The 24,148-nt window shown below is 58.2% G+C and carries 21 protein-coding genes; 17 read left to right on the top strand and 4 right to left on the bottom strand.

What is annotated here, in order from left to right:
• Positions 1–60 precede the first annotated feature (60 nt).
• The 5 genes from GXN74_RS04480 to GXN74_RS04500 are packed head-to-tail and all read left to right on the top strand — an operon-like array spanning position 61 to position 6,518.
• A complete protein-coding gene (locus tag GXN74_RS04480; RefSeq protein ID WP_162369728.1) occupies positions 61–513 on the top strand; it encodes a tripartite tricarboxylate transporter TctB family protein in 453 nt (150 codons plus the stop codon).
• 3 nt (positions 514–516) lie between these two features.
• Positions 517–2,055 carry a tripartite tricarboxylate transporter permease gene (locus tag GXN74_RS04485; RefSeq protein ID WP_162369729.1) on the top strand — a complete coding sequence of 513 codons (1,539 nt, stop codon included), beginning with the start codon at positions 517–519 and terminating at the stop codon, positions 2,053–2,055.
• Positions 2,056–4,068, top strand: a complete 2,013-nt coding sequence (locus GXN74_RS04490) for an alpha-glucosidase (RefSeq protein WP_343032790.1) — start codon at positions 2,056–2,058, stop codon at positions 4,066–4,068. It abuts the gene before it with no gap.
• A gap of 12 nt (positions 4,069–4,080) precedes the next feature.
• Complete coding sequence (locus GXN74_RS04495) at positions 4,081–5,421, top strand: fucose isomerase (RefSeq protein WP_162369731.1); 1,341 nt, start codon at positions 4,081–4,083, stop codon at positions 5,419–5,421.
• An 8-nt stretch (positions 5,422–5,429) separates the two neighbouring features.
• Positions 5,430–6,518, top strand: coding sequence for a M24 family metallopeptidase (locus GXN74_RS04500; protein ID WP_162369732.1), 1,089 nt, complete (start codon positions 5,430–5,432; stop codon positions 6,516–6,518).
• Between the two features lie 48 nt (positions 6,519–6,566).
• Here the strand turns inward: GXN74_RS04500 and GXN74_RS04505 are convergent, their stop codons facing one another.
• Both GXN74_RS04505 and GXN74_RS04510 read right to left on the bottom strand, forming a co-directional pair.
• Positions 6,567–6,953, bottom strand: a complete 387-nt coding sequence (locus GXN74_RS04505; RefSeq protein WP_162369733.1) for a YbaN family protein — start codon at positions 6,951–6,953, stop codon at positions 6,567–6,569.
• A gap of 40 nt (positions 6,954–6,993) precedes the next feature.
• Positions 6,994–7,974 carry an AraC family transcriptional regulator gene (locus GXN74_RS04510; RefSeq protein ID WP_162369734.1) on the bottom strand — a complete coding sequence of 327 codons (981 nt, stop codon included), beginning with the start codon at positions 7,972–7,974 and terminating at the stop codon, positions 6,994–6,996.
• Between the two features lie 205 nt (positions 7,975–8,179).
• Between GXN74_RS04510 and GXN74_RS04515 the strand changes: the two genes are divergently transcribed.
• The 12 genes from GXN74_RS04515 to GXN74_RS04570 all read left to right on the top strand — a co-directional run bounded on the left by GXN74_RS04515 (position 8,180) and on the right by GXN74_RS04570 (position 21,063).
• Positions 8,180–9,319, top strand: a complete 1,140-nt coding sequence (locus GXN74_RS04515) for a glycerol dehydrogenase (RefSeq protein ID WP_162369735.1) — start codon at positions 8,180–8,182, stop codon at positions 9,317–9,319.
• Positions 9,300–11,066, top strand: coding sequence for a dihydroxyacetone kinase subunit DhaK (dhaK, locus tag GXN74_RS04520; protein WP_162369736.1), 1,767 nt, complete (start codon positions 9,300–9,302; stop codon positions 11,064–11,066). The genes GXN74_RS04515 and dhaK overlap by 20 nt, the downstream gene beginning before the upstream one ends.
• Positions 11,067–11,237: 171 nt before the next feature.
• Entirely contained in the window at positions 11,238–11,924 is a 687-nt protein-coding gene (locus tag GXN74_RS04525) for a transaldolase family protein (protein WP_162369737.1), read from the top strand.
• On the top strand, positions 11,921–12,823 hold the full coding sequence (locus tag GXN74_RS04530; RefSeq protein WP_162369738.1) for an NAD(P)-dependent oxidoreductase: 903 nt from the start codon (positions 11,921–11,923) through the stop codon (positions 12,821–12,823). Before GXN74_RS04525 ends, GXN74_RS04530 begins: the two co-directional genes overlap by 4 nt.
• Positions 12,820–13,488 carry a DUF4867 family protein gene (locus GXN74_RS04535; RefSeq protein WP_343032791.1) on the top strand — a complete coding sequence of 223 codons (669 nt, stop codon included), beginning with the start codon at positions 12,820–12,822 and terminating at the stop codon, positions 13,486–13,488. The genes GXN74_RS04530 and GXN74_RS04535 overlap by 4 nt, the downstream gene beginning before the upstream one ends.
• A gap of 18 nt (positions 13,489–13,506) precedes the next feature.
• Positions 13,507–14,202, top strand: coding sequence for a sulfite exporter TauE/SafE family protein (locus GXN74_RS04540; protein WP_162369739.1), 696 nt, complete (start codon positions 13,507–13,509; stop codon positions 14,200–14,202).
• A gap of 85 nt (positions 14,203–14,287) precedes the next feature.
• Positions 14,288–15,424: an ROK family protein gene (locus GXN74_RS04545; RefSeq protein WP_162369740.1), complete on the top strand. Its 1,137-nt coding sequence runs from the start codon at positions 14,288–14,290 to the stop codon at positions 15,422–15,424.
• Between the two features lie 90 nt (positions 15,425–15,514).
• Positions 15,515–17,020: a glycerol kinase GlpK gene (gene glpK, locus GXN74_RS04550; RefSeq protein WP_162369741.1), complete on the top strand. Its 1,506-nt coding sequence runs from the start codon at positions 15,515–15,517 to the stop codon at positions 17,018–17,020.
• Positions 17,021–17,043: 23 nt separating this feature from the next.
• Positions 17,044–17,397 carry a cytochrome b5 domain-containing protein gene (locus GXN74_RS04555; protein WP_246208588.1) on the top strand — a complete coding sequence of 118 codons (354 nt, stop codon included), beginning with the start codon at positions 17,044–17,046 and terminating at the stop codon, positions 17,395–17,397.
• Between the two features lie 10 nt (positions 17,398–17,407).
• Entirely contained in the window at positions 17,408–17,779 is a 372-nt protein-coding gene (locus GXN74_RS04560; protein ID WP_162369743.1) for a hypothetical protein, read from the top strand.
• Positions 17,780–17,911: 132 nt separating this feature from the next.
• Positions 17,912–20,014: a PAS domain S-box protein gene (locus GXN74_RS04565; protein WP_162369744.1), complete on the top strand. Its 2,103-nt coding sequence runs from the start codon at positions 17,912–17,914 to the stop codon at positions 20,012–20,014.
• Positions 20,011–21,063 carry an HD-GYP domain-containing protein gene (locus GXN74_RS04570; RefSeq protein WP_162369745.1) on the top strand — a complete coding sequence of 351 codons (1,053 nt, stop codon included), beginning with the start codon at positions 20,011–20,013 and terminating at the stop codon, positions 21,061–21,063. Before GXN74_RS04565 ends, GXN74_RS04570 begins: the two co-directional genes overlap by 4 nt.
• A gap of 12 nt (positions 21,064–21,075) precedes the next feature.
• Here GXN74_RS04570 and GXN74_RS04575 read toward each other — a convergent pair whose 3' ends face one another.
• Positions 21,076–22,620 carry a histidine kinase N-terminal 7TM domain-containing diguanylate cyclase gene (locus tag GXN74_RS04575; RefSeq protein WP_162369746.1) on the bottom strand — a complete coding sequence of 515 codons (1,545 nt, stop codon included), beginning with the start codon at positions 22,618–22,620 and terminating at the stop codon, positions 21,076–21,078.
• A 148-nt stretch (positions 22,621–22,768) separates the two neighbouring features.
• Complete coding sequence (locus GXN74_RS04580) at positions 22,769–23,872, bottom strand: fasciclin domain-containing protein (RefSeq protein WP_162369747.1); 1,104 nt, start codon at positions 23,870–23,872, stop codon at positions 22,769–22,771.
• Positions 23,873–24,148: the final 276 nt, after the last annotated feature.

Raw genomic sequence — 24,148 nt, forward strand, 5'->3', positions numbered from 1 at the left:
TGCGCGTGTTTGCCAGCCGCCCTCTCCTCCAGGCATGTTCAAGATTAGGGAGGGTCCTTCGTGAGGATTAAGACGAATTTGACAAGTGGTATTATATTTGGAGTTTTAAGCATCATCCTGCTGCTGCTGGTTCCTGCGCAAGTGGCGATTCCAACCTTTGACACCGGCGGACCAAGCCCGCGCATCATCCCCTATCTGGTCCTTTCCGGCATGCTGCTCTGTTCCATTGGTTTGATCGTGGAAAGCCTGGTCTTCAAGAGGGAAAAAGTGGTGGTCTTCGACTTCAAGGTCGAGAAAGCCGGTTTGCTGGTACTCGGTTTGGTGTTGCTGTTCGGCATCCTCATGGTCCAATTCGGCTACATCGTGGGAGTCGTGGTGGTCCTGCCCCTGCTGCTGCATGCCCTTGGGGAAAGGAAGCCGTTCATCTATATCTTTACGCTTGCAGGTGGAATCGGGGTCTACTATTTGTTCATAGAGATTTTCAACATATCTCTGCCTGCCTTTGGAGGTTAAATCATGGATGCTGTATTCAACGGATTGTTGGAAGTTTTGTCCCTGTCCAATTTACTGGTGATCGTGTTGTCCCTGCTCTTGGGTGTGGTTGTGGGATGCATCCCGGGATTGACGGTAACCCTGGGCATCATTCTGCTGCTGCCGCTGACCTATTCCTTCACATCCCCGTCCACGGCGATCATCGCCTTGTTGAGTGTGTATGTGGGCGGCATGTATGGAGGGTCGATCAGTGCAATCCTGTTGAACACGCCGGGCACCAATGCTGCCATCACGACGACGTTCGACGGGTATCCCCTGGCCAAGAAGGGGAAGGTTAAAAAGGCCTTGGATGTCTCCCTGTTCGCATCGGTTGTCGGGGGCGTGCTTGCCTCCCTGCTGCTGCTGTTCACCTCCGGATTCATTTCCAAAATGGTGTCGAATTTCACTTCCACGGAGTATTATGCGTTGGCGATCCTAGGCATTTCCCTGATTGCGGGGGTCAGTTCCAGCAACATCCTGAAAGGGGTGATCGGCGGCCTGATCGGCCTGTTCATCTCCGTGGTGGGACTGGACAGTGTCACGGGGGTTTCCAGGTTCTCCTTCAACACCATGCTTTTCTACGAAGGCATCACCATCATGCCGGCGATGATCGCCTTCATTGCCTTGACCCAGGTGATGGTCAAGTCCAGGGACTTCATCAACGCCAAGGGAAAACACGAAGAGGTCTCGAAAATCGACAACGAAGGCATCACGGGGAAGGAGCGGAAATCCATACTGCCGGCAATCTTCAGGTCCACCGCAATCGCTTCCCTGATCGGAACCATGCCTGGCGTGGGCGGTGGGGTCGCACAATTCCTCTGCTACAATGAAGCCAAGCGGGCTTCGAAGCATCCGGAGGAATTCGGGAAAGGGAGCCTGGAAGGTGTAGCTGCCGCGGAAGCCAGCAACAACGCCGTCGTGGGAACCGCCATGATTCCGCTGCTCACGCTGGGAATCCCTGGGGACGGTGTGACCGCCATCCTTCTGGGCGCCTTCATCCTGCACGGCATAATCCCCGGGCCCACGATGTTCACGAAACAGGCCACCACCGCGTATGCCATCATCTGCGGCATCCTGATCGCAAACATCCTGCTGTATCTGATCGGCGTCATTTTCACGAAGCAGGTGGCGAAAATCGTACAGGTCCGGTACAGCTATCTGGGACCGTTGATCATCGCCTTCTGCTTCGCCGGAGCCTTTGCGGCAAACGGCTCCCCCTATGAAATAATCCTCATGCTCGGCATTCTGGTTTTGAGCTACATCCTGACGGTACTGGACATTTCGGTGATTCCCATCATGCTGGGCATGATCCTGGCACCCATCATGGAACAGAATTTCATCAACAGCATGATCATCTATGACGGAGACCTGCTGATCTTCTTCAAGCGTCCCATCAGCCTGGTGATCCTGGTTCTGACGGTGGTACTGGTTTGGTCCTTCACGAAAGTGAACAGGAAGGTGGACAAAATGAACCAGGCGCATGAAGAGGAATTGCATGAAGCGGAACTGCACGATTCTTTCTAGGTGACATGGATAAACAAAAGGAGCAACAGTATGCGATTGATCAAAGGCAACAACACATTTTCCGTAGGGAAGGATGGTTGGACAATCATCGAGCACACGGCGGAACGTCCCTTCCTGTATGCGGGTATTGGAAAAGAGCGGATCGAACAGCACTATGGGGATTTCAAGATCAAGGACAAGGTGGTGGAGAAAATCCCGCTGAAACAGGTGGAGTTTTCAGGCGACAGGGCCGTCTTCAGCAACTGCGGCTGCCAGGTATCCCTGCGGATGCGGATGGAGGGAGACCGCCTGGTCATCGATTCCATCGAAACGGATGATGCCGTCAACCGGCTGTTTTTCGTCCTGCAGTCGGAAAAGGGGGAGCGTCTCTACGGCTGCGGGGAACAATTCTCCTATTTGAACCTGAAAGGCCGGAATTTCCCGGTTTGGACTTCCGAACCCGGCGTGGGCAGGGACCCCACCTCCCTCATCAGTTTCCAGGCGGACCGCATGGGGATCGGCGGCGGGGACTACTACACCACAAACTACCCCCAGCCCACGTTCCTATCGGAGAACAAGTACCTGGTGCATATGGAAACTTCCTTCTATTCGGATTTCGACTTTACGGAAGACGACCATACCCAAATCACCGTTTGGGGCAAACCGGAACATCTTGCGATCGAATCCAGCGGCTCCTTCCTGGGGCTGATGGATGCCGTGACCAGGATGTTCGGTACCCAGCCGGCGCTTCCGGATTGGATGCTGGAGGGGGTGACCTTGGGCATGCAGGGCGGCACCGATGTGGTCTACGAGAAGGTCGCCCAGGCGAAGGCCTACGGAATCAACGTCAACGGGGTGTGGTGCCAGGACTGGGTCGGCAAGAAAATCACTTCCTTCGGAAAGCGCCTGTTCTGGAAATGGGAAAAGAACGAGGAAGCCTATCCGGATTTCGAAAAAATGATCCAGGACCTGGCCAAGGACGGCATCCGGTTCCTGGCATACATCAACCCCTACCTGCTGGAAGGGACGGAGATGTTCAGGGATGCTTCGACCCGCGGCTATTTCATCAAACGCCCCGATGGGGGGGACTACATCGCCGATTTCGGCGAATTCCACTGCGGCACCATGGATTTCACGAATCCGGACGCCATGGAATGGTACAAGCAGGTCATCCGGAGGAACATGATCGATTTGGGCATCAGCGGATGGATGGCCGACTTCGGGGAGTATGTGCCCGTGGATGCGGTGTTCTTCAATGGAAAAACCGGAAGGGAAATGCACAACCAATACCCGGCCCTTTGGGCAAGATGCAATTACGAAGCCATCCAGGAGAGCGGGAAGTTGGGCGAAGTGGTTTTCTTCATGCGGTCCGGAGGCATCGGCAGCCAGAAATACTGCACCCTCCTGTGGGCCGGGGACCAGAGCGTGGACTTCACCCTCCACGACGGACTGGCTTCCACAATTCCCGCCGGCATCTCCCTGGGGCTCATGGGGAACGGCCTGACCCATTTCGACCTGGGGGGATACACCTCCCTGTTCGGGAACGTGCGCGACGAGGAACTGATGCTTAGGCATCTGGAATACGCCGTGTTCACCCCCTACATGCGGACCCACGAGGGGAACCGGCCGGACGAGAACTTCCAATACGACCAGAGCGAACACTGCCTGCAGCAGTTCGCCGTGTTCACCCGCATCCGGAAAGCGCTGCTGCCCTACATACGGCAGGTGGTCCGGGAAAACGCGGAGACGGGACTTGGAGCCATGCGACCCCTGTTCCTGCATTACGACCAGGAGGAATGCCTGGATGTGGCCTATGAGTACCTGTTCGGCCGGGACCTCCTGGTGGCGCCTGTCCATGAGGAAGGTGCTGTGGAATGGGAAGTATTCCTTCCAGAGGACGAGTGGATCCACCTCTTCACCAAGGAGTCCTTTGGCGGGGGAAGGGTGAAGGTGCAGGCGGAGTTGGGAAACATTCCGGTATTCTACAGGAAAAAATCCTCGTTCAGGGAACTGTTCGACGGAATAAAAAAATAAGGAGCAAATGTGATGGAGAATTTCAAGGCATTATACTTGCCGATCGGCGTACCCACGTTCCATAAGGAAAGCATCGACCAGCAATTCGAATTGTCGGTTTCCCTGTTGGAAGGAATTTCTTTGGACATCGAGATGCCCCCGGCGCCGCTGCTTGCCATCCAGGACTTGATCTCCTTTCTGGAAGGGAAGGCATGCGACCTGGCCATCATCCAGAACAATTCCTTCGCCAATTCGGAATACACTTCGGAGATCCTGCGGAGGCTGGATGTGGACGTGCTGTTGTGGACGCTTAAGGAACCTGTTGTGGACGGAGGAAGGTTGCGGCTGAACTCCCTGACGGGGGCGTATTCCGCGGGGAACCTGATGCACCATCTGGGCAAAGGCAACTTCGAATACATTTGGGGTTCCCCAAAAGACCCGGAGGTGGTCCGAAAGGTTTCCGCGGTTGTGGCGGCCGCAAGGCTGAAAAAGGACTTGAGGTCCATGACGCTGGCGTCCATCGGACACACCCCCCAGGGATTCGGTTTCGGAAGGGGCATCGATGCGGAGATCAACCGCCATTTCGGCATGGGGCACATGGCGGTGGAAGTCCGGGAACTGATGCAGAAGGCAAAGAAGCTTACGGAGGAGGAATGTGGCGATGCCCTGCGGGAGGCGGAAAGCAAGATGCTGCATCTGCATGCGATTCCCAAAGAGAACGTGCGGGACTTCGTCCGCCTGTACAAGGCCTACAACGATTTCATCAAGGAGAACAACATCGCCGCAATCTCTTCCCGGTGCTGGCCGGACTTCTTCGTGGAATTCGGGACTCCCGTCTGCGGCGTCCTGGGCCTGTTGAACGACAACCAGCTTGCGGCAGCCTGCGAAGCGGATGCCTACGGGGCGCTGTCCATGCTGATCGGGATGCGGCTCTCGGGCCAGAGCGTGTTCTTCGGGGATCCGGTGTCCCTGGACAAGGAGGAAAACACGGTCACCTACTGGCACTGCGGCACTGCGGCCTGCAGCCTCGCCCACCCCTCCAAGGGAGCGGAGACAGGGGTGCATCCCAACAGGAAAATAGGGCCGACGATGGAGTTCGGATGCAAACCTGCGGAGCACGCGACCGTGTTTAGGGTGGGCAGGAAACCGGACGGTTCAATACGCTTCTTCATCTCGAAAGGCAGGATCCTGGACAAGCCCCAGCAGTTCCTGGGAACCTCTTTGGTTTTCCAATGCGAGCGGCCTTCCATGGATTTTGTGGACCGGAGCGTGCGGGACGGTTGGGAGCCCCACTTCATAGTCGCTTACCAGGATATCGCCGAGGAATTGCGGATTCTTGGCAGGTTGCTGAACGCTGAAATCTGCGAATACTAGGGGATGGCATGGAGAGGAGCGAAGACTTCCGGCACAAGACCGGAAAAATCAGAGAAGCCCTTGAAGCCAAGGGGTACGGATGTGTGGAAATCCGGTCCCAGGACAACTTCAGCTGCATCACAGGGGGGCGCGGTTTCATTGGATTGGCTTCCACAAGAGCCTGTGCCAGCCTGTTCATCACCCGGGACCAGGTCTTCCTGGTGGCGGAAAACATAGAGGCGGACCGTCTGATGGAGGAGCAGCTGTACGGGAACGAAGAGGTCCAGGTGTTGTCCTACCCATGGTACGCATACCGTGAAAGGGAGGCAATCGTGGAGCGGATTGCATCGGGTTGCAGGATCGCCTCCGAGGAGGATTTGGCGCCGGAACTTTTCCGGCTGCGGACGGTCCTTTCGCCCCACGACATAGGGAATTACCGGAAGCTTTGCAGGGAGTCAGCGGAAATCGTGGAATCCATCTGCAAGAACTTGCGGATGGGCGTCAGCGAATATGCATTGGCGGGCAGGATTTCGGAAGCCTTCTGGAGCGCCAACATAGAGCCGATCACCCTGCTGGTGGCTTTCGACCGCAGGGCGCTGCGCTACCGGCATCCGGTCATGACCGAAAACAGGCTGGAGAACTATGCACTGGTCAGCGTCTGCGGGAGGCGGAAAGGTCTGGTCGCCTCCCTGACCAGGAATGTCCTGCTGCGAATGGACCGGGAAATGGTCCTGAAGCACCAGGCCTGCGGGATGGTGCACACCGCATTCATCCACGGCCTGGAAACAGGAAGAACCCTGGAGGATGTCTTCCTGGAAGGGCTGCACCAATACGATGTGCAGGGATGGCCTCTAGAGCATAAGGAACACCACCAGGGGGGCTTGACGGGCTATGCTCCCCGCGCGCTCAGGGCAAAAAGGGGGTGCGGCCATCGGATTTCGGCAAACGAGTCCTACGCCTTCAACCCCACCATCCAAGGGGCGAAATGCGAAGAGACGGTCCTCCTTACAGAAGCGGGAGTGGAGGTCATGACCCATACGGGGAATTACACGTATGTGGATTGCGATGTTGCCGGCAAACGGCAAGCCGCTCCCACCGTCCTTGTGCTCGGCCAATAGGAGAGGGGCAACAGCATTCCCAGGCCGTTGCCCCTTCCCCTCTTTCGTTCAATCCAACAAAGTCTTCAGCAAGTGCAAGTGGATGCTCACCCCCAAGCCCACCGCCAGCAGGAAGAGGCGGACATGCAGGACGGGGACCAGGAACATGGATGTCAGCAGGGTCCCCCAGAGGAACAGGTACGACACAATCTTTGCCTCCCGCTTCACCGCCTTGTAGGTGACATAGTTGTAGATGTAGGGACCGAAGATCCTGTGCCCCATGAGCCACCGGTGCAGACGCTTGGAACTGCGCACATAGCAATAGGAAGTCAGGAGCAGGAAGGGCGTGGTGGGCAACACGGGAAGGAAAATCCCAAGGATGCCTAGCCCCAGGGACAGGGAACCTCCCAGGACCAGGAAGGTGCGCTTGATGCTGTTTGCCGTCGAACCGGCCATGGAACCACCTCCTTGTCATGCCGGGGTTGGAAAGCGCCCGTCAGGCGTTGCGGAAATATTTCCGGTACACCAGAGGGGTCACCCCTTCCGACTTCTTGAATTTCTTGATGAAATACCCACACTCGCCGAATCCCAGGGCTTCGCTGATTTCCGTTACGGAGAGGTCCGTCTCCAGGAGAAGCTTTGTGGCCCATTTGATCTTCAGGTTGGAGATGTAGTCGGAATAGCTTTCCCCCAACTCCTTGGAGAACAACCGGCTGAAATAGCCGGGGCTGACCTTGCAGAGGGCCGCCAGGTCGGTCAAGGGGATGTTCCGGTCCCTATGGGTGTGGATTTCCTTGATGGCAGGCTTCAGAAGGGGATGGACCAATGCCTTGAGGGCGTCTGGATCCTCCTGGAGCAAGGCGCTGGTATGGGCGGCGGCCATGTCCTCCTTCCAGCGGCGGTAGTTCTTCCGACTCTGCCCCTGGGCGCTTCCCAGGGAAGTTTCCGGATGGAGGAGCTGGTTCTTTACGATGGCCTCCTCCACGATGTAGTTGCTGAGTTGGAAGAGCATCTTGGCGATGGACTGGATTTCCCCATAGGGCAGGACGGGGAGGGAGGAGCGGACGGGAACCAGTTCCTCCTGCAAGGGGGAAGGGGAGAGGATCCGCTCCAGATGCGGGGGGCCATCCTCTTCCGCCAGCAGCACCTGTCCGGCCATGACCGCACCGATGTAGTTGTCGTCCACGGTGATGGGGACGGCCACATCCACGATGCCGTAGTGGCATAGGTAGATGTAGGGGGACCCGGTGCGGACGGCCTCCAGCCCTCCCCTGGAATCGCACTTCCTGCAGTGGGCGGCCAGCACAGGATCCTTCCGGACCGTGTCGCAGAATGTGCTGCAGCCGCTGTGCCGGGTGACGGGCACCCCCTTGTAGTCCACGGTGATCAGGGCCAACCTGGTGACCTGGGAGAGGCTGTCCTGGATATGCTGCCATTTCTCCAGGTCCAGAAGCTTCTGTATGTTGAATTTATCCATAAAAAACACGTCCTTCCGCGTAAAGCTATGAAAAAAGTATAGCATGAAGGTGATGGAATTACAATTTCAATCAATAAAGTCATGAAAATACACTTTGAAAGTGCAAAAAGCTGTCGGCATCCGCCCATGTGTTTTCCTGCACCTATGGTATCATAAGGGTATGGAAACAGGACAGGTCAACGAGATTCAATAGGAGGTCAAGTGGATGAGAAAAGCATTTATCAGTCCGTCCAAATATGTTCAGGGTGAAAACGAGCTCTTGAATTTGGGATATTTTGTGAAAGGATTCGGGGATTCGGCCCTGTTGATCGCACATCCGGATGATGTGGCCCGTGTGCAGGAACAGCTGGACGCCACGGCAGAACGCTATGGAATAACGTTCGTTTCCAGCGGATTTGTGGGGGAATGTTCCCGGCAGGAGGTCGCCCGGCTGAAAGCGGTGGCCGGGGAAAACGGCTGCGCCTGCACCATCGGCCTGGGGGGCGGCAAGGCGATCGACACCGCTAAGACCGTGGCGGAAGGGGAGGCACTGATCATCGTCCCCACCATTGCGGCCACGGACGCCCCCACCAGCCATTCGTCGGTCCTGTATACCCCGGAAGGGGCCTTCGACGACTATGCGTACTTCAAGCAGAATCCATCGGTGGTCCTGATCGACACGACGGTCATTGCCCAGGCGCCCACCCGTTTCCTGGTTTCCGGGATGGGGGACGCCCTCTCGACCTATTTCGAGGCAAGGGCCACCGCCCGCTCCTTCTCCAATGTGAATGCGGGCCTGCCCTGCGGGGCGCTGGACGGATCCTGTCCTCCGGCAAAGCCCACCGCAACGGCCCTGGCTCTCGCCAGGCTGTGCTATGAAACCCTGCTGGCGGATGGCGCGAAGGCAAAGGCGGCTTCCGAGAAGAAGGTCTGCACCCCGGCCCTGGAGAACATCATCGAGGCGAACATCCTGCTGTCGGGTCTGGGATTCGAAAGCGGCGGTTTGGCGGCGGCCCATGCGGTGCATGACGGCCTCACCGTCCTGGAGGGAACCCACAAGCATTTCCATGGGGAAAAGGTAGCTTTCGGAACGCTGGTGCAGCTGGTGTTGGAGAACGCACCCACAGAGGAAATGGAAGAGGTGCTGGAGTTCTGCCTATCCGTAGGCCTGCCCGTCTGCCTGGAGGAGATCGGAGTGGACACCCTTGGCGCGGAAGAGTTGGAAGCGGTGGCCAGAAAGGCCTGCATCCCCGAAGAGTCCATCCATGCCATGCCCTTCCCTGTCACAGCGGAAAACGTCCAGGCGGCCATCCTTGCAGCGGATGCCATCGGAAGGAGGTACAAGAATGAAAAAAATCATCAATAAGCCGGAAACCTTCGTGAAGGAAATGTGCCGCGGCATCGTCCAGGCCCATCCGTCCCTGGAACTGTTGCCCAAATACAAGGTGATCAAGCGGAAACAGTTGAATCCGGACAAGGTCAGCCTCATCAGCGGCGGAGGAAGCGGCCATGAGCCGGCCCACGCGGGATTCGTGGGCAAGGGCATGCTGGATGCGGCAGTCTGCGGGGACGTCTTCGCCTCCCCTTCCCAGATCCAGGTGTATCAGGCGATCAAGGCGGTCACAGGGGAAAAAGGCACCCTTCTGATCATCAAGAACTACAGCGGGGATGTGATGAATTTCCGCAATGCCCTGTATTTGGCCAAGGAGGACGGTCTTGATGTGGACTACATCACGGTGGGGGACGACATCGCGGTGAACGACAGCCTCTATACGGTAGGCCGCCGGGGAGTCGCGGGCACCGTCCTTGTACACAAGGTGGCGGGAGCCGCAGCGGAGGAAGGGCGCAGCCTGGAGGAAGTCAAGGCGGTGGCCCAGAAAGCCGCAGACCGGGTGAAAAGCATCGGCTTCGCCCTGACCTCCTGTACGGTCCCCGCCAAAGGGACACCCACCTTCCGGCTGGAAGAGGGGGAGATGGAGTATGGCGTGGGCATCCATGGAGAACCCGGCATCCGCCGGGAGGCCGTGCAGGCCGCGGACGTCCTGGCGGAGCGCATGACCGACGCATTGTTGGAGGAACTGGGATTGCCGGAAGGGGAAGCAGCGGAAATCGCCCTGCTGGTGAACGGCTTTGGAGGAACCCCCCTCCAGGAGCTCTACCTGTTCAATGACGCGGTCTGCAAGGTGCTCGCCCGCCGGTCCGTGCGGATTGCCCGCATTTTCGTGGGCAACTATATGACCAGCATCGACATGGCCGGCGCATCCCTTTCCATCATGGCCCTGGATGGGGAATTGAAGACCCTGTTGGGTGCGGAGTCCGAAGCCCCGGGGTTCCGTATGGCCGCCGGGGAGGCGGATGCCATCCTGCTCCCGGAAGGGGAAGCGGAGGGACCGACCCAGGAAGGTTCCCATGTGGTGGAGAGTCCCCGGGAATGGGCCACCGTCACAGGCGGCCGGATCACATGGGAGAATGTGGTCTATCTGGTGGACCGGATGAGTGAGGTGATCATCGCCAACGAGGTGCCGTTCTGCGAATTGGACGCCCATGCGGGCGATGGGGATTTCGGCATGAGCGTCGCCAAGGGATTCCGGCAACTGAAACGGGAGTGGAAGGACTTGGTGGCTGAGGGTGGAAGCGGCATCGGCGGGTTCCTGGAAGCCTGCTCCCTGATCATCATGGAACACTGCGGAGGCGCGTCGGGGCCCATTTGGGGCTCCGCCTTCCGGGCGGCCGGCAGAAAGGCCGGGAACACCCGGTCCCTGGACCTGCAGGGTCTGGCGGACCTGGTGCAGGCCGCGGTGGAAGGCATCCAGCTGACCGGAAAACGTTCCTTCGGAAGAGGTGCCGGCGTGGGGGACAAGACCCTCATGGACGCCCTGATCCCTTTTGCGGATGTCCTGGCCCAAAGCGCAGGGGCGGGTGAAAGCCTGGAGACGGCCTTCCGCAAGGCGGCGGCCGCCGCCGTGCAAGGGGCGGAGGAGACGAAGAACATTGTGGCAAGGATGGGAAGGGCCGGCACCGTAGGCGAACGGAGCTTGGGCCATCCGGATGCGGGCGCCCATGCCCTCGGCGTTATTTTCACCGACCTTGTGGGGAATCTGGAATACAAATGATTTGAACCGGAGAGGGGGGACCCTCTCCGGACAAAATCATGATTGGAAAGGGTCGAAAAGGATTGACAGCAGCCGCCTGGAGCGGTATAATAAAAACATAATTGATTACGTAGAGAAAGCAAACAATAAAGCGAAACCTAAGGAACCGGATTGAAAAGGAGAAGGATAGCGATGAAATATTTTTTGGACAGTGCGAAAATTGAAGAAGTGAAATATGCCTACCACACCTTTGGAATCGATGGAGTGACAACCAACCCCAGACACATCATGATGAGCGGAAAACCTTTTTTTACGGTCATCCAGGAATTCGCGGAATGGGTGAAGGCGGAAGGGATCGAAGGGCATGACAAGTTCCCCATCTCGGTGGAAATCAACCCCCATTTGAAAGAGGCGGATGCGATGGTGGAGATGGGAGAACGGATTGCGGCCATGTCCCCCAATTTCGTCATCAAGATCCCCTGCATCGAACCAGGTGTCGAAGCAGCCAGACGGTTGGAACAAAAGGGCATCCGCACCAATGTGACCCTGGTGTTCTCCCCGGCCCAGGCACTGGTTCCCGCCAAGAACAACTCCCTTTTCGTATCCCCGTTCATCGGCTGGAAGGAAGCCAATGGAGAGGACTGCAGGAGCTACATCCAGAACATCGTGGACATCTACAGGAATTACGGATTCAAGGGCAAGACACAAATCATCTGTGCGGCCATCCGCACACCCAAACAGATTGTGGATTGTGCGGTTGCGGGCGCGGACATCGTGACCACCGGCCTGGAAGTTTACCAGGATAGTTTCAAGCATCCCTTTACCAATCAAGGATTGGACGTATTCACCAACGCGTGGGACAACACGGCGACGGAATGACCCCAAAAAGCACTGGCCAAAAAGGGAGGAACGGCATGAAAATCGGTTTTATCGGTCTCGGAATCATGGGCGAATCCATGAGCGAAAACATTGTGAAGAAGCATGACGGAGAAGTGTTCGTATACGACATGGTGCATGCACAGGTGGAAAAGCTGGAAGCCCTGGGAGCGACCGGTTGCGGCAGCAGTCCGGAAGTGGCCCGGAATGCGGATGTGATCATCACCATGGTGCCCAAGTCGGAGCATTCCAAAAGCGTGTACCGGGAAATCCTTGGGGAACTGGGAGAAGGCAAGACCTGCATCGACATGAGCACCATCGACCCCGGCGTATCGGTGGAGATTGCAGGAATGGTGGAGGCGACAGGGGCGCGTTTCCTGGATGCACCCGTGGTGAAATCCAAGCCGGCCGCCATCGCGGGTACCCTGGGAATCTATGTGGGGGGAGACCGGGAGGTTTATGAAAAGATGAAGGGAATCCTCCTGTACATGGGGAACAACACCATCCATATGGGCGACCACGGGAAGGGTCTTGTGATGAAGGTTTGCCACAACACCCTGGTGGCCCAAATCCAGAACGGTGTCAACGAGACCATCGCCTTGGCGGAGCAGAACGGAATCGGACTGGATGCTTACACGGAAGCGGTTTCCTACGGCGGGGGCCAGAACTTCTATCTGGACGGCAAGGCCCCTTTCATCAAGGACAACAATTTCACCACCGCCTTCTCGGTGGAGAATATGGCAAAGGACCTGGGCATATGCAGGACCATGGCAACGGAAGAGGGCATCCGCATGCCGGGGATGGAGGTTTCCCTGGAGGTCTACAAGGACGCCCTGGACATGGGTCTGGGACGGATGGATTTCTGCGCCACCATACAGGCGGTCCGCAAGAGGATGGCATGATGATCCGGCGATTGAAGGAAGCCAACAAGGTCCCGGTGCACAGCGTGGGGGACGGCCGTTTCAAGACGTATGGAAGGGTTTTGGAAGGGTACGATTTCAACGGTCTGATCCGCTGGATGGAGATGGAAACCGAAGTCCCGGAGGAAGGGAACACCTATGTCCCTTCCGTCCCGGAGATGGAGAGCCTGCCCGTCTGCGGACGTCTCCAAGACGGCTTCTTCGGAGGCATGGACATCGAGGTCGGCTACTGCAACGGGAAAAACACCACCCTCAACGGGATGGAATACCACAAGAGCAGCGAAATCAACGTGGCCGTCACGGACTGCATGCTGATTCTGGGGCATGTGTGGGACATCCATGACAATCACTTCCGCGTGGAGGATGCGGAGGTGTTCTTTCTGGAAAGGGGGACGGCGATCGAGTTGTATGCCACGACCCTGCACCTGTCCCCCTGCAGGACATCGGACGCCGGATTCAAGGCCGTGGTGATCCTTCCCAGGGGAACGAACACCGACCTGGAGCGGCCGGTGGAACCGGCGGAAGGGCAGGACCGTCTGCTCCTGATGCGGAACAAGTGGGTCATGGCCCATCCGGAACGGAAGCCTTTGCTGGACCGGGGCGCCCATCCGGGAATCATCGGCGAGAACCTGGAACTGCGCTATTGACGAAAGGGGGCGGGAGGCTTGTTTTATATCATCGTCTTCCTGACGAACATCATCCAGGCGATCACCGGTTTTGCCGGAACCATGCTGGCGATGCCAGCCTCCATGCTGCTGATCGGGGTGGACGAGGCCAAGGCGGTCCTGAATGTGCTGGGCCTGCTGGCCTCGGTCTGGATTGCCTTCAGGAACAGGAGGTTCGTCGACAAAAGGGAATTCGCGAAAATCACCATCTTCATGCTGGGGGGCATGGGGGCGGGGGTGCTCCTGTTCAGGGCCGCACCTCTGGAGAACCTGTTGTTCTTCTATGGCCTGGTCATCATCGCCATCGCGCTCAAGAACCTTTTCATGAAAAGGGAGATTCGGGTGCCCAGGGGTACCCTGACGCTGGTCATCCTCCTGGCGGGGGTCATCCACGGGATGTTCATTTCCGGGGGGGCGCTGCTGGTGGTGTATGCGGCCGGACGATTCAAGGACAAGTCTGCGTTCCGGGCAACCCTCTCTTCGGTCTGGATCGTGCTGAACACATTGCTGTTTGCGGACCATTGGAACCAGGGGTTCTTCAATAGGGAAGTCCTCCTGATGACAGCGCTCTCCATCTTGCCTTTGGTGGGAGGAATCGCCCTGGGAAACCGCCTGCACGGAAGCATCAGGCAGTCCACCTTCCTTACGATGACCTATATCCTGCTCTTGGTTTCCGGATTGCTTTTGGTCCGTTAGGCAGGCGCCCCCGGAGGGGCTTGCAACCGTGGGGATATACAAGTTATAATGGGCATACAGAAGACAGATGGGAGGGCCGCGCACCGTGCATGCCAAAGGAACCAAGGAAGATGAACAGCAAAAGCAAACGACACAGCAGCAGGTGATCGCATACATCATACGGAACGGTGCGGCATCACGAAAAGAAATCGCCCAGCACCTGGGCGTCACCAACGCCACCCTGTCCAGAATCACCAACACATTGATCGAACGCAAGGTGCTCAAGGAGTTGGGTGAAGTGGAGGAAGGGAAGGTGGGCAGGAAACAGGTGATGCTGGACGTGCTGCCCGATTTGGCGCATGCGGTCGGATTCGATGTGACGAACACCTCCATCCGGGTGACCTTGCTGAACGTGAAATCCGACGTCGTCGAGGAGAAGCGGTGGTTCTATGGTGCGTTGGACCAGAAGGTCCTGGACGAGGCTATCGCCTTTACCAGGGGGATGATTTCCAGGCATCAGGACAGCAGGATCCTGGGGCTGGGGCTTCTTCTGCAGGGATACATCGAGGACGACCTCTGCCTCAGCCTGCCCATCCGGGACATCAAGGGACAGATTGTGGACCGATGCGGACTGGAGATCCACATGATGAACAACGTGAAGGGCATGGCGGTTACGGAAAACTATTTCGGCAACACCAGCCGCGATTTCCTGCTGGTCAAATACGGTCCTGGGGTAGGTGGAGTGATCGTTGTGGACGGGAAAATCCTCATGGGTTCCAAGAACCGTGCCGGTGAAGTGGGGCACGTCATTTGGGACCCAGGTTCGGAAGGATCCCCTTGCAGGGTATGCGGCAAGAAAGGTTGCCTGGAGTCGCTCATCAACTTCGGTTCCATCATCCGGCAGGCGGATCCGGAGTTGGAGTATGAAGCCGCCAATGCGGAAACGGTCCTGGCGGCCAGCCAAAAGGACGGTTTCCAGGCGCTGAAGGGCGCGATGGACAAATTGGCTGCCTCCGTCAGCACCTTCATCGACATCCTGGACCCCGAACAGCTCTACATGGCAGGGTCCATCTTCGACGAGGATTGGGTCTACAACCTTTTTGTGAAGAAGCTTTCGGCCATCAACCGTACGATCGACGGGACACAGATCCACCGGGTTGAAAATTACCGTGAAAAGAGGAAAAAATCGGCCGGGGTTGTTGTGCTGAACCAATACTTCGGGCAAGGGAAGAAGACGTTTTGAAAAGTGCATGATTCTAAGCAACAGCCTCCTTTTCTCGTGGTATAATGAAGTATGCGCTTCATTGGATCCATGAAAGGAGGCTGTTGCATCATGAAGAGATACATCCTCGCTTTTGACCAGGGCACCACCAGTTCCCGTGCCATCCTGTTCGACAGGGAAGGCCGGCAGGTGGCCAGCGCCCAGATCGGGTTCCCCCAATACTACCCCAAACCGGGTTGGGTGGAGCACGACCCCATGGAGATCTGGGGGACACAGAGCGGTGTGGCCCGCCAGGTGCTGGAAAAGGCCGGCATCCGTCCGGAGGAGGTCGCGGCCATCGGAATCACCAACCAGCGGGAGACCACGGTGGTATGGGACAGGAACACGGGGCGGCCTGTGCACAACGCAATCGTGTGGCAGTGCCGGCGGACGGCGGACATCTGCGACAGCCTGAAGGCGAAGGGCTGGGAGGAGAGGATCCGGAAGAAGACCGGACTGGTGGTGGACGCCTATTTTTCCGGAACCAAGGTGAAATGGATCCTGGACAACGTGGAAGGGGTCCGGGAGAGGGCGGAAAAGGGGGAACTCCTCTTCGGAACCGTGGACACCTGGCTGATTTGGAACCTGACCCGGGGGAAGGTCCATGTGACGGATTGTTCCAACGCCTCCAGGACCATGCTCTACAACATCCGGGAACTGGCTTGGGACAAGGAGATCCTCGAGGAGCTGGGCATCCCGGAGTCCATGCTGCCGGAGGTGAAGCCCTCCAGCCACGTGTTCGGCCACACGGATCCGGGGACTTTCGGCGGGGCGGAAATCCCCATTGCGGGAGATGCGGGGGACCAGCAGGCGGCCCTGTTCGGCCAGGCCTGCTTCGAACCCGGCATGGCCAAAAACACCTATGGCACGGGCTGCTTCCTGCTCATGAACACGGGGGAGACACCCATCGCATCTTCCAAGGGACTGCTCACCACCATCGCCTGGGGCATTGGCGACAAGGTGGAGTACGCCCTGGAAGGCAGCATCTTCATCGCCGGTGCGGCAATCCAATGGTTGCGGGACGAGCTTCGGATCATCTATGACGCCGCCCAGACCGAATACTACGCCAACCTGGTGGAGGACACCAACGGGGTCTACATGGTGCCGGCCTTCACAGGGCTGGGAGCCCCCTATTGGGACATGTACGCCCGGGGCGCCATTGTGGGCCTGACCCGGGGAACCAAGAGGGAGCACCTGGTCCGGGCCACCCTGGAATCCATCGCCTACCAGACCAGGGATGTGCTGGAAGCCATGGAGGAGGACAGCGGCATCACCCTCCAGTCGTTGAAGGTGGACGGAGGAGCCGCCGCCAACGACTTCCTCCTGCAGTTCCAGGCCGACCTGCTGGGGGTTCCGGTCCAGAGGCCCCAGGTCCTGGAGACGACGGCACTGGGAGCGGCCTATCTGGCTGGGCTGGCCGTGGGGTTCTGGGAGAGTGCGGAAGACATCCAGAACAAGTGGGATGTGGGCAGGGAGTTCAGACCGGCGATGGAGCAGGAAAAAAGGGACGGGCTTTACAGGGGGTGGAAAAAGGCGGTCCGGCGCTCCATGGACTGGGAGGAACCGCCCGTGGTATAATGGAGTGGAAAGGAGTGGTTTGCATGAAAACAAGAAAAATGCGGCTTTTGCTTTTTCTGATAATCCCCCTGGCACTCACCCTGGCCCTGGCAGCCTGCGGCTCCAAGGCGCCTGCGGTGAACGGTTCCCAAGCGGAGGAACTGGTGCTGACCCTGGAGGAACTGGCGGCCTTTGACGGAAAGGACGGCAACCCGGCCTATGTGGCGGTGGACGGCGTCATCTACGACGTGACGGAAAGCCGTCCTTGGAGCGGCGGTGAGCACAACGGCTTTTCCGCAGGCAAGGACCTGACCCGGGAAATCAAGGAGGTATCCCCCCACGGAGTCTCCAAGCTGGTGGGGATTCCGGTAGTGGGCAGACTGGCCGACACCCCATAGGAGGCTTTGCATGTACAAGATCCTGGCTTGGTTCAACGTGGCGTTCCTGACGGTAATGACGGCACCCTGGTGGATGCAGTTCCTGAACAGGCATCTCCTCCATCTGAAGGGCGCAGCCCGTTCCCGATATTCCAAGGTGGCCAGGATGGCCCGGAAGGTCCACAAGCCCCTTGGACTGGTTGTCCTGGCGGTGGGGATCACCCACGGCTACCTGGCCCTTGGAACCCTGCGGCTCCACAGCGGCCTGGTCCTTTGGCTGTTCCTGCTGGCTACGGCCTCCCTGGGCGGGGCCTACTACAGGACGAAGAAGCTGTTCTTCTTCACGAACCACAAGCGCATGGCCCTGGCCACGGTGTTGGTGTTCCTGTTCCATGTGCTGTAACAAGGCAAGGTCCCGGTTCCGGATACCGGGGCCTTTTTCCGTTGAAAAGGGTCCGGATGCAAGGTTTTTGATGAAAAAAGGAACGGAGTATGCTATTGTTTCACTAAGACTAGGAAACGAGGAGCGCAAGGAATGGAAACAGCAATCGTCAAAAGCCTGATCAACAACACCGCCCTACTGATCGCCTTGGGGATGGTCTATGAAATCGACTACCTGATCCACATGCGCAGCCGGCTTCTGAAGGACATCCTGCGGGGAGTGGTGGTCGGTTCCATCTGCATTGCCATCATGTACGTCCCCTTCGTGCTGGAGGATGGGGTCATCTTCGACACCAGGTCCATCCTCATCAGTGTGACCGGCCTGTTCTTCGGCGGGATTCCCACCGTCATCGCCATGGGGACCGCATCGGCCTTCCGGTATCTGGAAGGAGGGGCCGGGGCCCTCACCGGCATCACCGTCATCGCCGTCTCCGGGACCATCGGTCTCCTATGGAGGCGCCTGCGGTTGCAGAAGGGGAAGGTGGGGAGGCGCTGGTCCGAGCTTTACGCCCTGGGATTGGTGGTGCATCTGGCCATGCTGCTCTGCATGAACATCCTTCCCAGGGAAACCGCCCGGGCCGTACTGGGGGCCATCAGCCTGCCGGTCATGTCCATCTATCCTGTGGGAACCGTCCTGCTGGGGTTGATGCTCTTCCACCAGAAGGACCGGAACGAAGCGGTGGTCCGAGTGGAGGAGAGCGAGGAACGGTACCGGAGCCTGTTCAGGAACAACCACGCCGTCATGCTGATCCTGGATCCGGCCACCGGAAGGATTGTGGAGTCGAACCCGGCTGCCAGCAATTACTATGGCTGGTCCGGTGAGGAAATGGCCCGGATGGGGATTGGCGAAATCAACACGCTGGAAGAGGAGGAAATCCAACGGGAGATGGGAAAGGCCTTGGAGGAAAAGCGGAGGCATTTCAACTTCAGGCATCGGAAAGCGGACGGCACGGTTGCGGACGTGGAGGTCTATTCCGGACCCATCAGCTTCCAGGGAAAGAAGCACCTCTACTCCATTGTCCATGACGTCTCCGAAAAGGCCATGGCCCAGCGGAAGTTCATGGAGAGCGAAAACCGGTTTAGGACCCTGGTGGACCATGCCCCGGACGGGATCTTCATCCAGCGGGACGGGAAGTTCAAGTATGTGAACAACGCGGCCATGCGATTTTTCAAGGCGGAAAAGGAGGAGGACCTTCTCGGCGGGGAGGTGCTCCTGCGTTTCCACCCGGATTCCCGGGCTTCGGCGGCCAGGCGAAACGAGTTGCTGGAAGGGGGAGGGGATCCGGTGACGGACGTGCCGGAAATCTGCCTGGACCTGGAGGAGGGGGTGGTCCATGCGGAAGTATCCGCGGTTCCTGTGGAATTTGAGGAAGGAAAGGGAGCGGTCGTCTTCCTGAAGGACAGCACCGAAAAAAGGGCCCTTGAAGAGGCCAAGCTCCAGGCGGAGTCCCAGTTGCGGCAGCAGCAGAAGCTGGAGGCCATCGGAACCCTGGCGGGAGGGGTGGCCCATGAAATCAACAATCCCGTCAACGGCATCATGAACTATGCCCAGCTCATCCTGGATGACCTGGAGGACCGGGAGCGGAATAGGGTGTATGCCTCCGAAATCATCCTGGAAACGGAGCGGGTGGCGGAAATCGTGCAGAACCTGCTGCAGTTCTCCCGTCAGGAGAAGCAGTCCCACAGTTATGCCAGGGTGGAGGACATCGTCCACCGGACCCTGGGGCTGGTCAGGACGATCCTGAAGAAGGACCGGATCGGACTGGAGGTCGACCTGGAGGAAGGGTTGCCGGAAATCAAATGCAGAAGCCAGCAGATCCAGCAGGTGCTGATGAATCTGCTGACCAATGCCAGGGACGCCTTGAACGACAGATACCCGGAAGGGGACGAGAGGAAGGTCATCCGGATCAGGGGCTCCCTGTCCCGCAGGGAGGACCGCAGATGGCTCCGTTTGGACGTGGAGGACACCGGCAACGGAATCCCGGATGTGGATGCGGGAAAGGTCTTCGAGCCCTTCTACACCACAAAGCCCAAGGAAAAGGGGACCGGACTGGGGCTGGCCATCAGTTACGGAATCGTTGCGGACCACCATGGACGCCTGACCTTCGATTCGGAGGAAGGGCTCTCCACCGTGTTCCATCTGGAGCTTCCGGTGGACAATGGCTGGGACATGGGAAAAGAGGAGGGGAACGCATGAACAGGATTCTGATTGTGGACGATGAAAAAAGCCTGCGGACAACTTTGGCCGCCTTTCTGGAGAAGGAGGGCCATGGGGTGGAAGCCGCGGCCGACGCAACCAGTGCGCTGGAGCGCATGGAGGGAGGGGGCTTCGACCTGGTCGTTACGGACATCGTCATGCCGGGGATGTCCGGCATGGAACTGGTCCAAAGGATCCGTGCCGCCGCACCCGGAACACAGGTCATCGTGATGACGGGAGAACCGACGGTGGAGACGGCCGTACTGGCGGTACGGGCCGGTGCGGTGGACTACCTGAAGAAGCCCATCAACAAGCAACTTCTCCTGCTGACCGTGGAAAAGGCACTGGCGGTCAAGGCGGAGGAGGAAGAAAAGGAGCGGCACAAGGATTTGCTGGAGCGGCTGGTGGGCGAAAGGACGAGGGACCTGCAGAAGACGATGGAGAACATGGTGCTCCTCATGTCTTCCGTGGTGGAGATGCGGGATCCCTATACCGCAGGGCACCAGAGGCGGGTGGGGAACCTGGCGGCGGACATCGGGAGGACGCTGGGGCTGCACCAGGACCAGGTGGACATCCTGCGGATCATCGGGTACATCCATGACATCGGCAAGATCGTAATCCCTGCGGAGATCCTCTCCAAACCGGGGAAGCTGAGTCCGGCCGAAATGGAAATCATCAAGGTCCACAGCGCCCAGGGATACGAAATCCTGAACAGGGTGGAGCTGCCTTGGGTCATTGCGGAGACGATCTACCAGCACCATGAGCGATTGGACGGCAGCGGATATCCCAGAGGCATCGGCGGTCATCATCTGACGGCGGAAGCCAACATCCTGATCGTAGCGGACGTCGTCGAGGCCATGATGTCCCACAGGCCCTATAGGCCCGCCTTGGGCATCGGGGCGGCACTGGAGGAAATAGAAAGGAATGCGGGCAGGCTGTATGACCCCAAGGTGGTCGAGGCTTGTGTGAACCTCTTCCGGAACAGGAATTACCGCATCGATGAGGAGAACATCCGCGTGAACTTCCCCATGTCCCTCTACAGCGGATAAAAGACCGGAGCCTCAGCGGAAGGCTCCGGTCGTCTTGTTCCTGCCCTGCACCTTGGAGGTGTAGAGGGCTTCGTCGGCTTGCTGGAGGAGGTTGTCCAAATCCTGGGGGCTGCCGGAAAAGGTGGCGACTCCGATGCTGGCGGTTACGGCAAGGGTCCGGTCCCCATAGGGGATGAGGGTCCTTGCCGTTTCCTTGCGGAAGATTTCCGCCACATGGAAAGCGTCCGCGCTCCCGGTGTCCGGCAGAAGCACGGCGAACTCTTCGCCCCCAAGACGGCCGCAGCTGTCCGTCTTGCGGAAGGTGTTCCGCAGAAGGCGCCCCATGGCCCGGATCACCTCGTCCCCGGCGCCGTGGCCGTAGGTGTCGTTGATCCTTTTGAAGTGGTCCAGATCCACCATCAGGATGGAGAAGGCTTTTTGGCTCCGTTTTGTCCGAAGGAATTCCATCTGGGCGACTTCCATGAAACGCCGCCGGTTGTATAGGCCGCTGAGCCCGTCGATGGTGGCCAGCTTCTGCAGTTCCTGTTCCAGCTTCTTCCGGTCCGTCACATCCCGGATGTTCTTCAGGATGCCCACGGAACGCCCCATGTGGTTCTTGAGAGGGGAAGTGGTGACCTCGTACCATTTGTCCAGGCCCTGGTTGTCCAGAAGGAAACTCCAAGGGGAATCCTCCGTGAAGCGGGAGGCCAGGTCGGGCCTGGTCCTGATGGCGTCCTGCAAGGGCCGGTTCAAGAGGGCCCCCTGGTCCGGAGAAAGGAGGGCTTCCGCTTCCTTGTTGTGGTCCAGGATCCGCAGGTCGTTGTCCAGGACCAGCATGGCGTCCCGGCTGTTCTCGAAGATGGATTCCCGGGCCAGGGACAGGAGCTCCAGGAAATCGAAACGGAACACGGTGTAGATCATGATGGACAAGGAGACGGGAGCCAGTAGGGCCCCGTAGTCCAGCCCGTTCCCCCCGAAATCCACGAGGATCAGGCCCAGCCCCAGGAAGGGAAGGAGGGAGGCGTTCAGGTGCAGCAGGAGGCGGAGGCGGTCGGTGGGACTGTTTCCGGATTGCATGAACAGCCGGTACAGTATCCAGCAGGCCGCCAGCATGCAGACCAGGGCGTGGAGGCTCTGGACATAATACCAGGGGCCTTTCTGCAGATGCAGCAGGGGGAACTCCCCGCTTCCGGAAATATGGATGGAGCGGTAGTAGAGATGGTGCAGGGGATTGGTCAGACGCAGCAGGAAGGTGAAGGCCGGCACGAAAAAGAGGACGGCCAGCAGGGGCCTGCCCAGGGTTTTGATCCGCCTGGCGTAGAAAAGGACAACCGCCAGCCAAAGGGAGGGGTAGAAGGGCAAACCGAAATACTGGACCTGGTTCCAGAAGTACATCCTGTCCAGGTCGGTGCTCTGGAGTTCCATGAGGTAGCCGAAGAGATAAAGGCAAAGGGAGAAGACCATAGCGGAAAGGTATTTCCGGTAGCGGGCCCGGCTGGTGACCAGGACGTAGCTGGTGAAGAAGGCTGTGGCCAGGACGGTGGAAAAAAGATATAGGGTGATCGCTGTGCGCAGCATGGTGTTCCTCCGGGGTACGACTTGTCATGGATACAGTATAGCAAAAGGAGGGGGGGAGGGCAATCCTTTTGCCGGGCCCCAGGAAGGGAACGCATGCAATGAAAAGGGATCCGTTGCCGGATCCCTTTTCATTGCATGGAACGTGTACTCAAGCTCTACGCCTGCTTCTGTATGCGGCATATCCTGCAAGGGTGGCTGCAAAGAGGGCGCCCAGAGGAAGGGCCGCCGTGACCCCTGTGTAGGGGATCGCAGGTCTTGCTTCCTCCGCCGGTGCGGTCTGCAGGGTGAAGCCTGCCGGCACGAGGACGGTGTCGATGACATGGATGACGCCGTTGCTGGCCTCGATGTCCACGATGGTCACGTTGGACTGGTTGATCTTGACACCATCCTTCAAATCCACCGCGATGGATTCCCCGCCTGCGGTTGCCGCAACCAGTCCGTCGGAAAGGTCGGTGCTCATGACCTTGCCTAAAACCACATGGTAGAGAAGCACTTTGGCCAAATCGGGCTGGGCCATCAGTTCCTCCGGAGTGATTCCCAGAGCGGCCAGCAGCTTGTCAAAAGCGGCGTTGGTCGGTGCGAATACGGTGAAGGGACCTTCCCCCTGGAGGGTTTCCACCAGACCCGCCTTTTGCAGGAGGCTTACCAGCATGCTGAAGTTCTGGTCGCCCAGGGCGATCTCCACGATATCCTTAGCAGCAGGTTCCTGCGCTGCTGCGGGTTCCTCCGCCGGGGCCGGTTCAGCCGTTGCCGTCGGTTCCGGATCCAGGATGAAATCGGAGGGCACGAGGACCTTGTCCACCACATGGATGACCCCGTTGGTTGCTTCCAGGTCCGCCAGGACCACTTTGGAAGCGTTGACCTTAACGCCTCCGGTAAGGTCGATGTAAATTTCCTCCCCGTTCAAGGTAGGAGCGCTCATGCCGTCGGAAAGGTCGGTGCTCATGACCTTGCCGGAGACCACATGGTATAGAAGCACGTTGGAAAGGGTGCCGTTGGCCAAGAGGGCTTCCGCTGTGATGCCCAGCTCGTTCAACAGGGATGTGAAGGCTGCGTCTGTGGGGGCGAATACGGTGAAGGGACCTTCACCCTGCAGTGCGGAAACAAGCTCCGCCTGCTGCAGAGCCGCCACCAGTATGGAGAAGTCGGGGTTGCCGGATGCGATGTCCACGATGTCCCCTTCCGCAGCGCGCAAGGGAATGCTGGAGAATAATAGGGATGCGATTGCAAATGCTGTGAACAGTCTTTTCATGGCGAATACCTCCTCTGGTAGGATTCATCGGGCTAAATGCGAATTGTTATCATGTAAGTATAATAGCATGCAATTAAATGATATGCAATACTAAATAATAATATATATTATAAAATATTACAATGATATGCGGACACCGGGTGTGCTATAATTCATAAGTGAAGTATCACATTTGGAGCAATCAAAAAAGAGCAACTAGAGACGAACTCCAGTTGCTCCAAATGTGGTTCTTCACGATTGTACCAACTCGCGGATGTTAGCCGGTGATCCGGAATA

It is taken from the genome of Anaerotalea alkaliphila (assembly GCF_010179735.1).
Classification (GTDB): domain Bacteria; phylum Bacillota; class Clostridia; order Lachnospirales; family Vallitaleaceae; genus Anaerotalea; species Anaerotalea alkaliphila.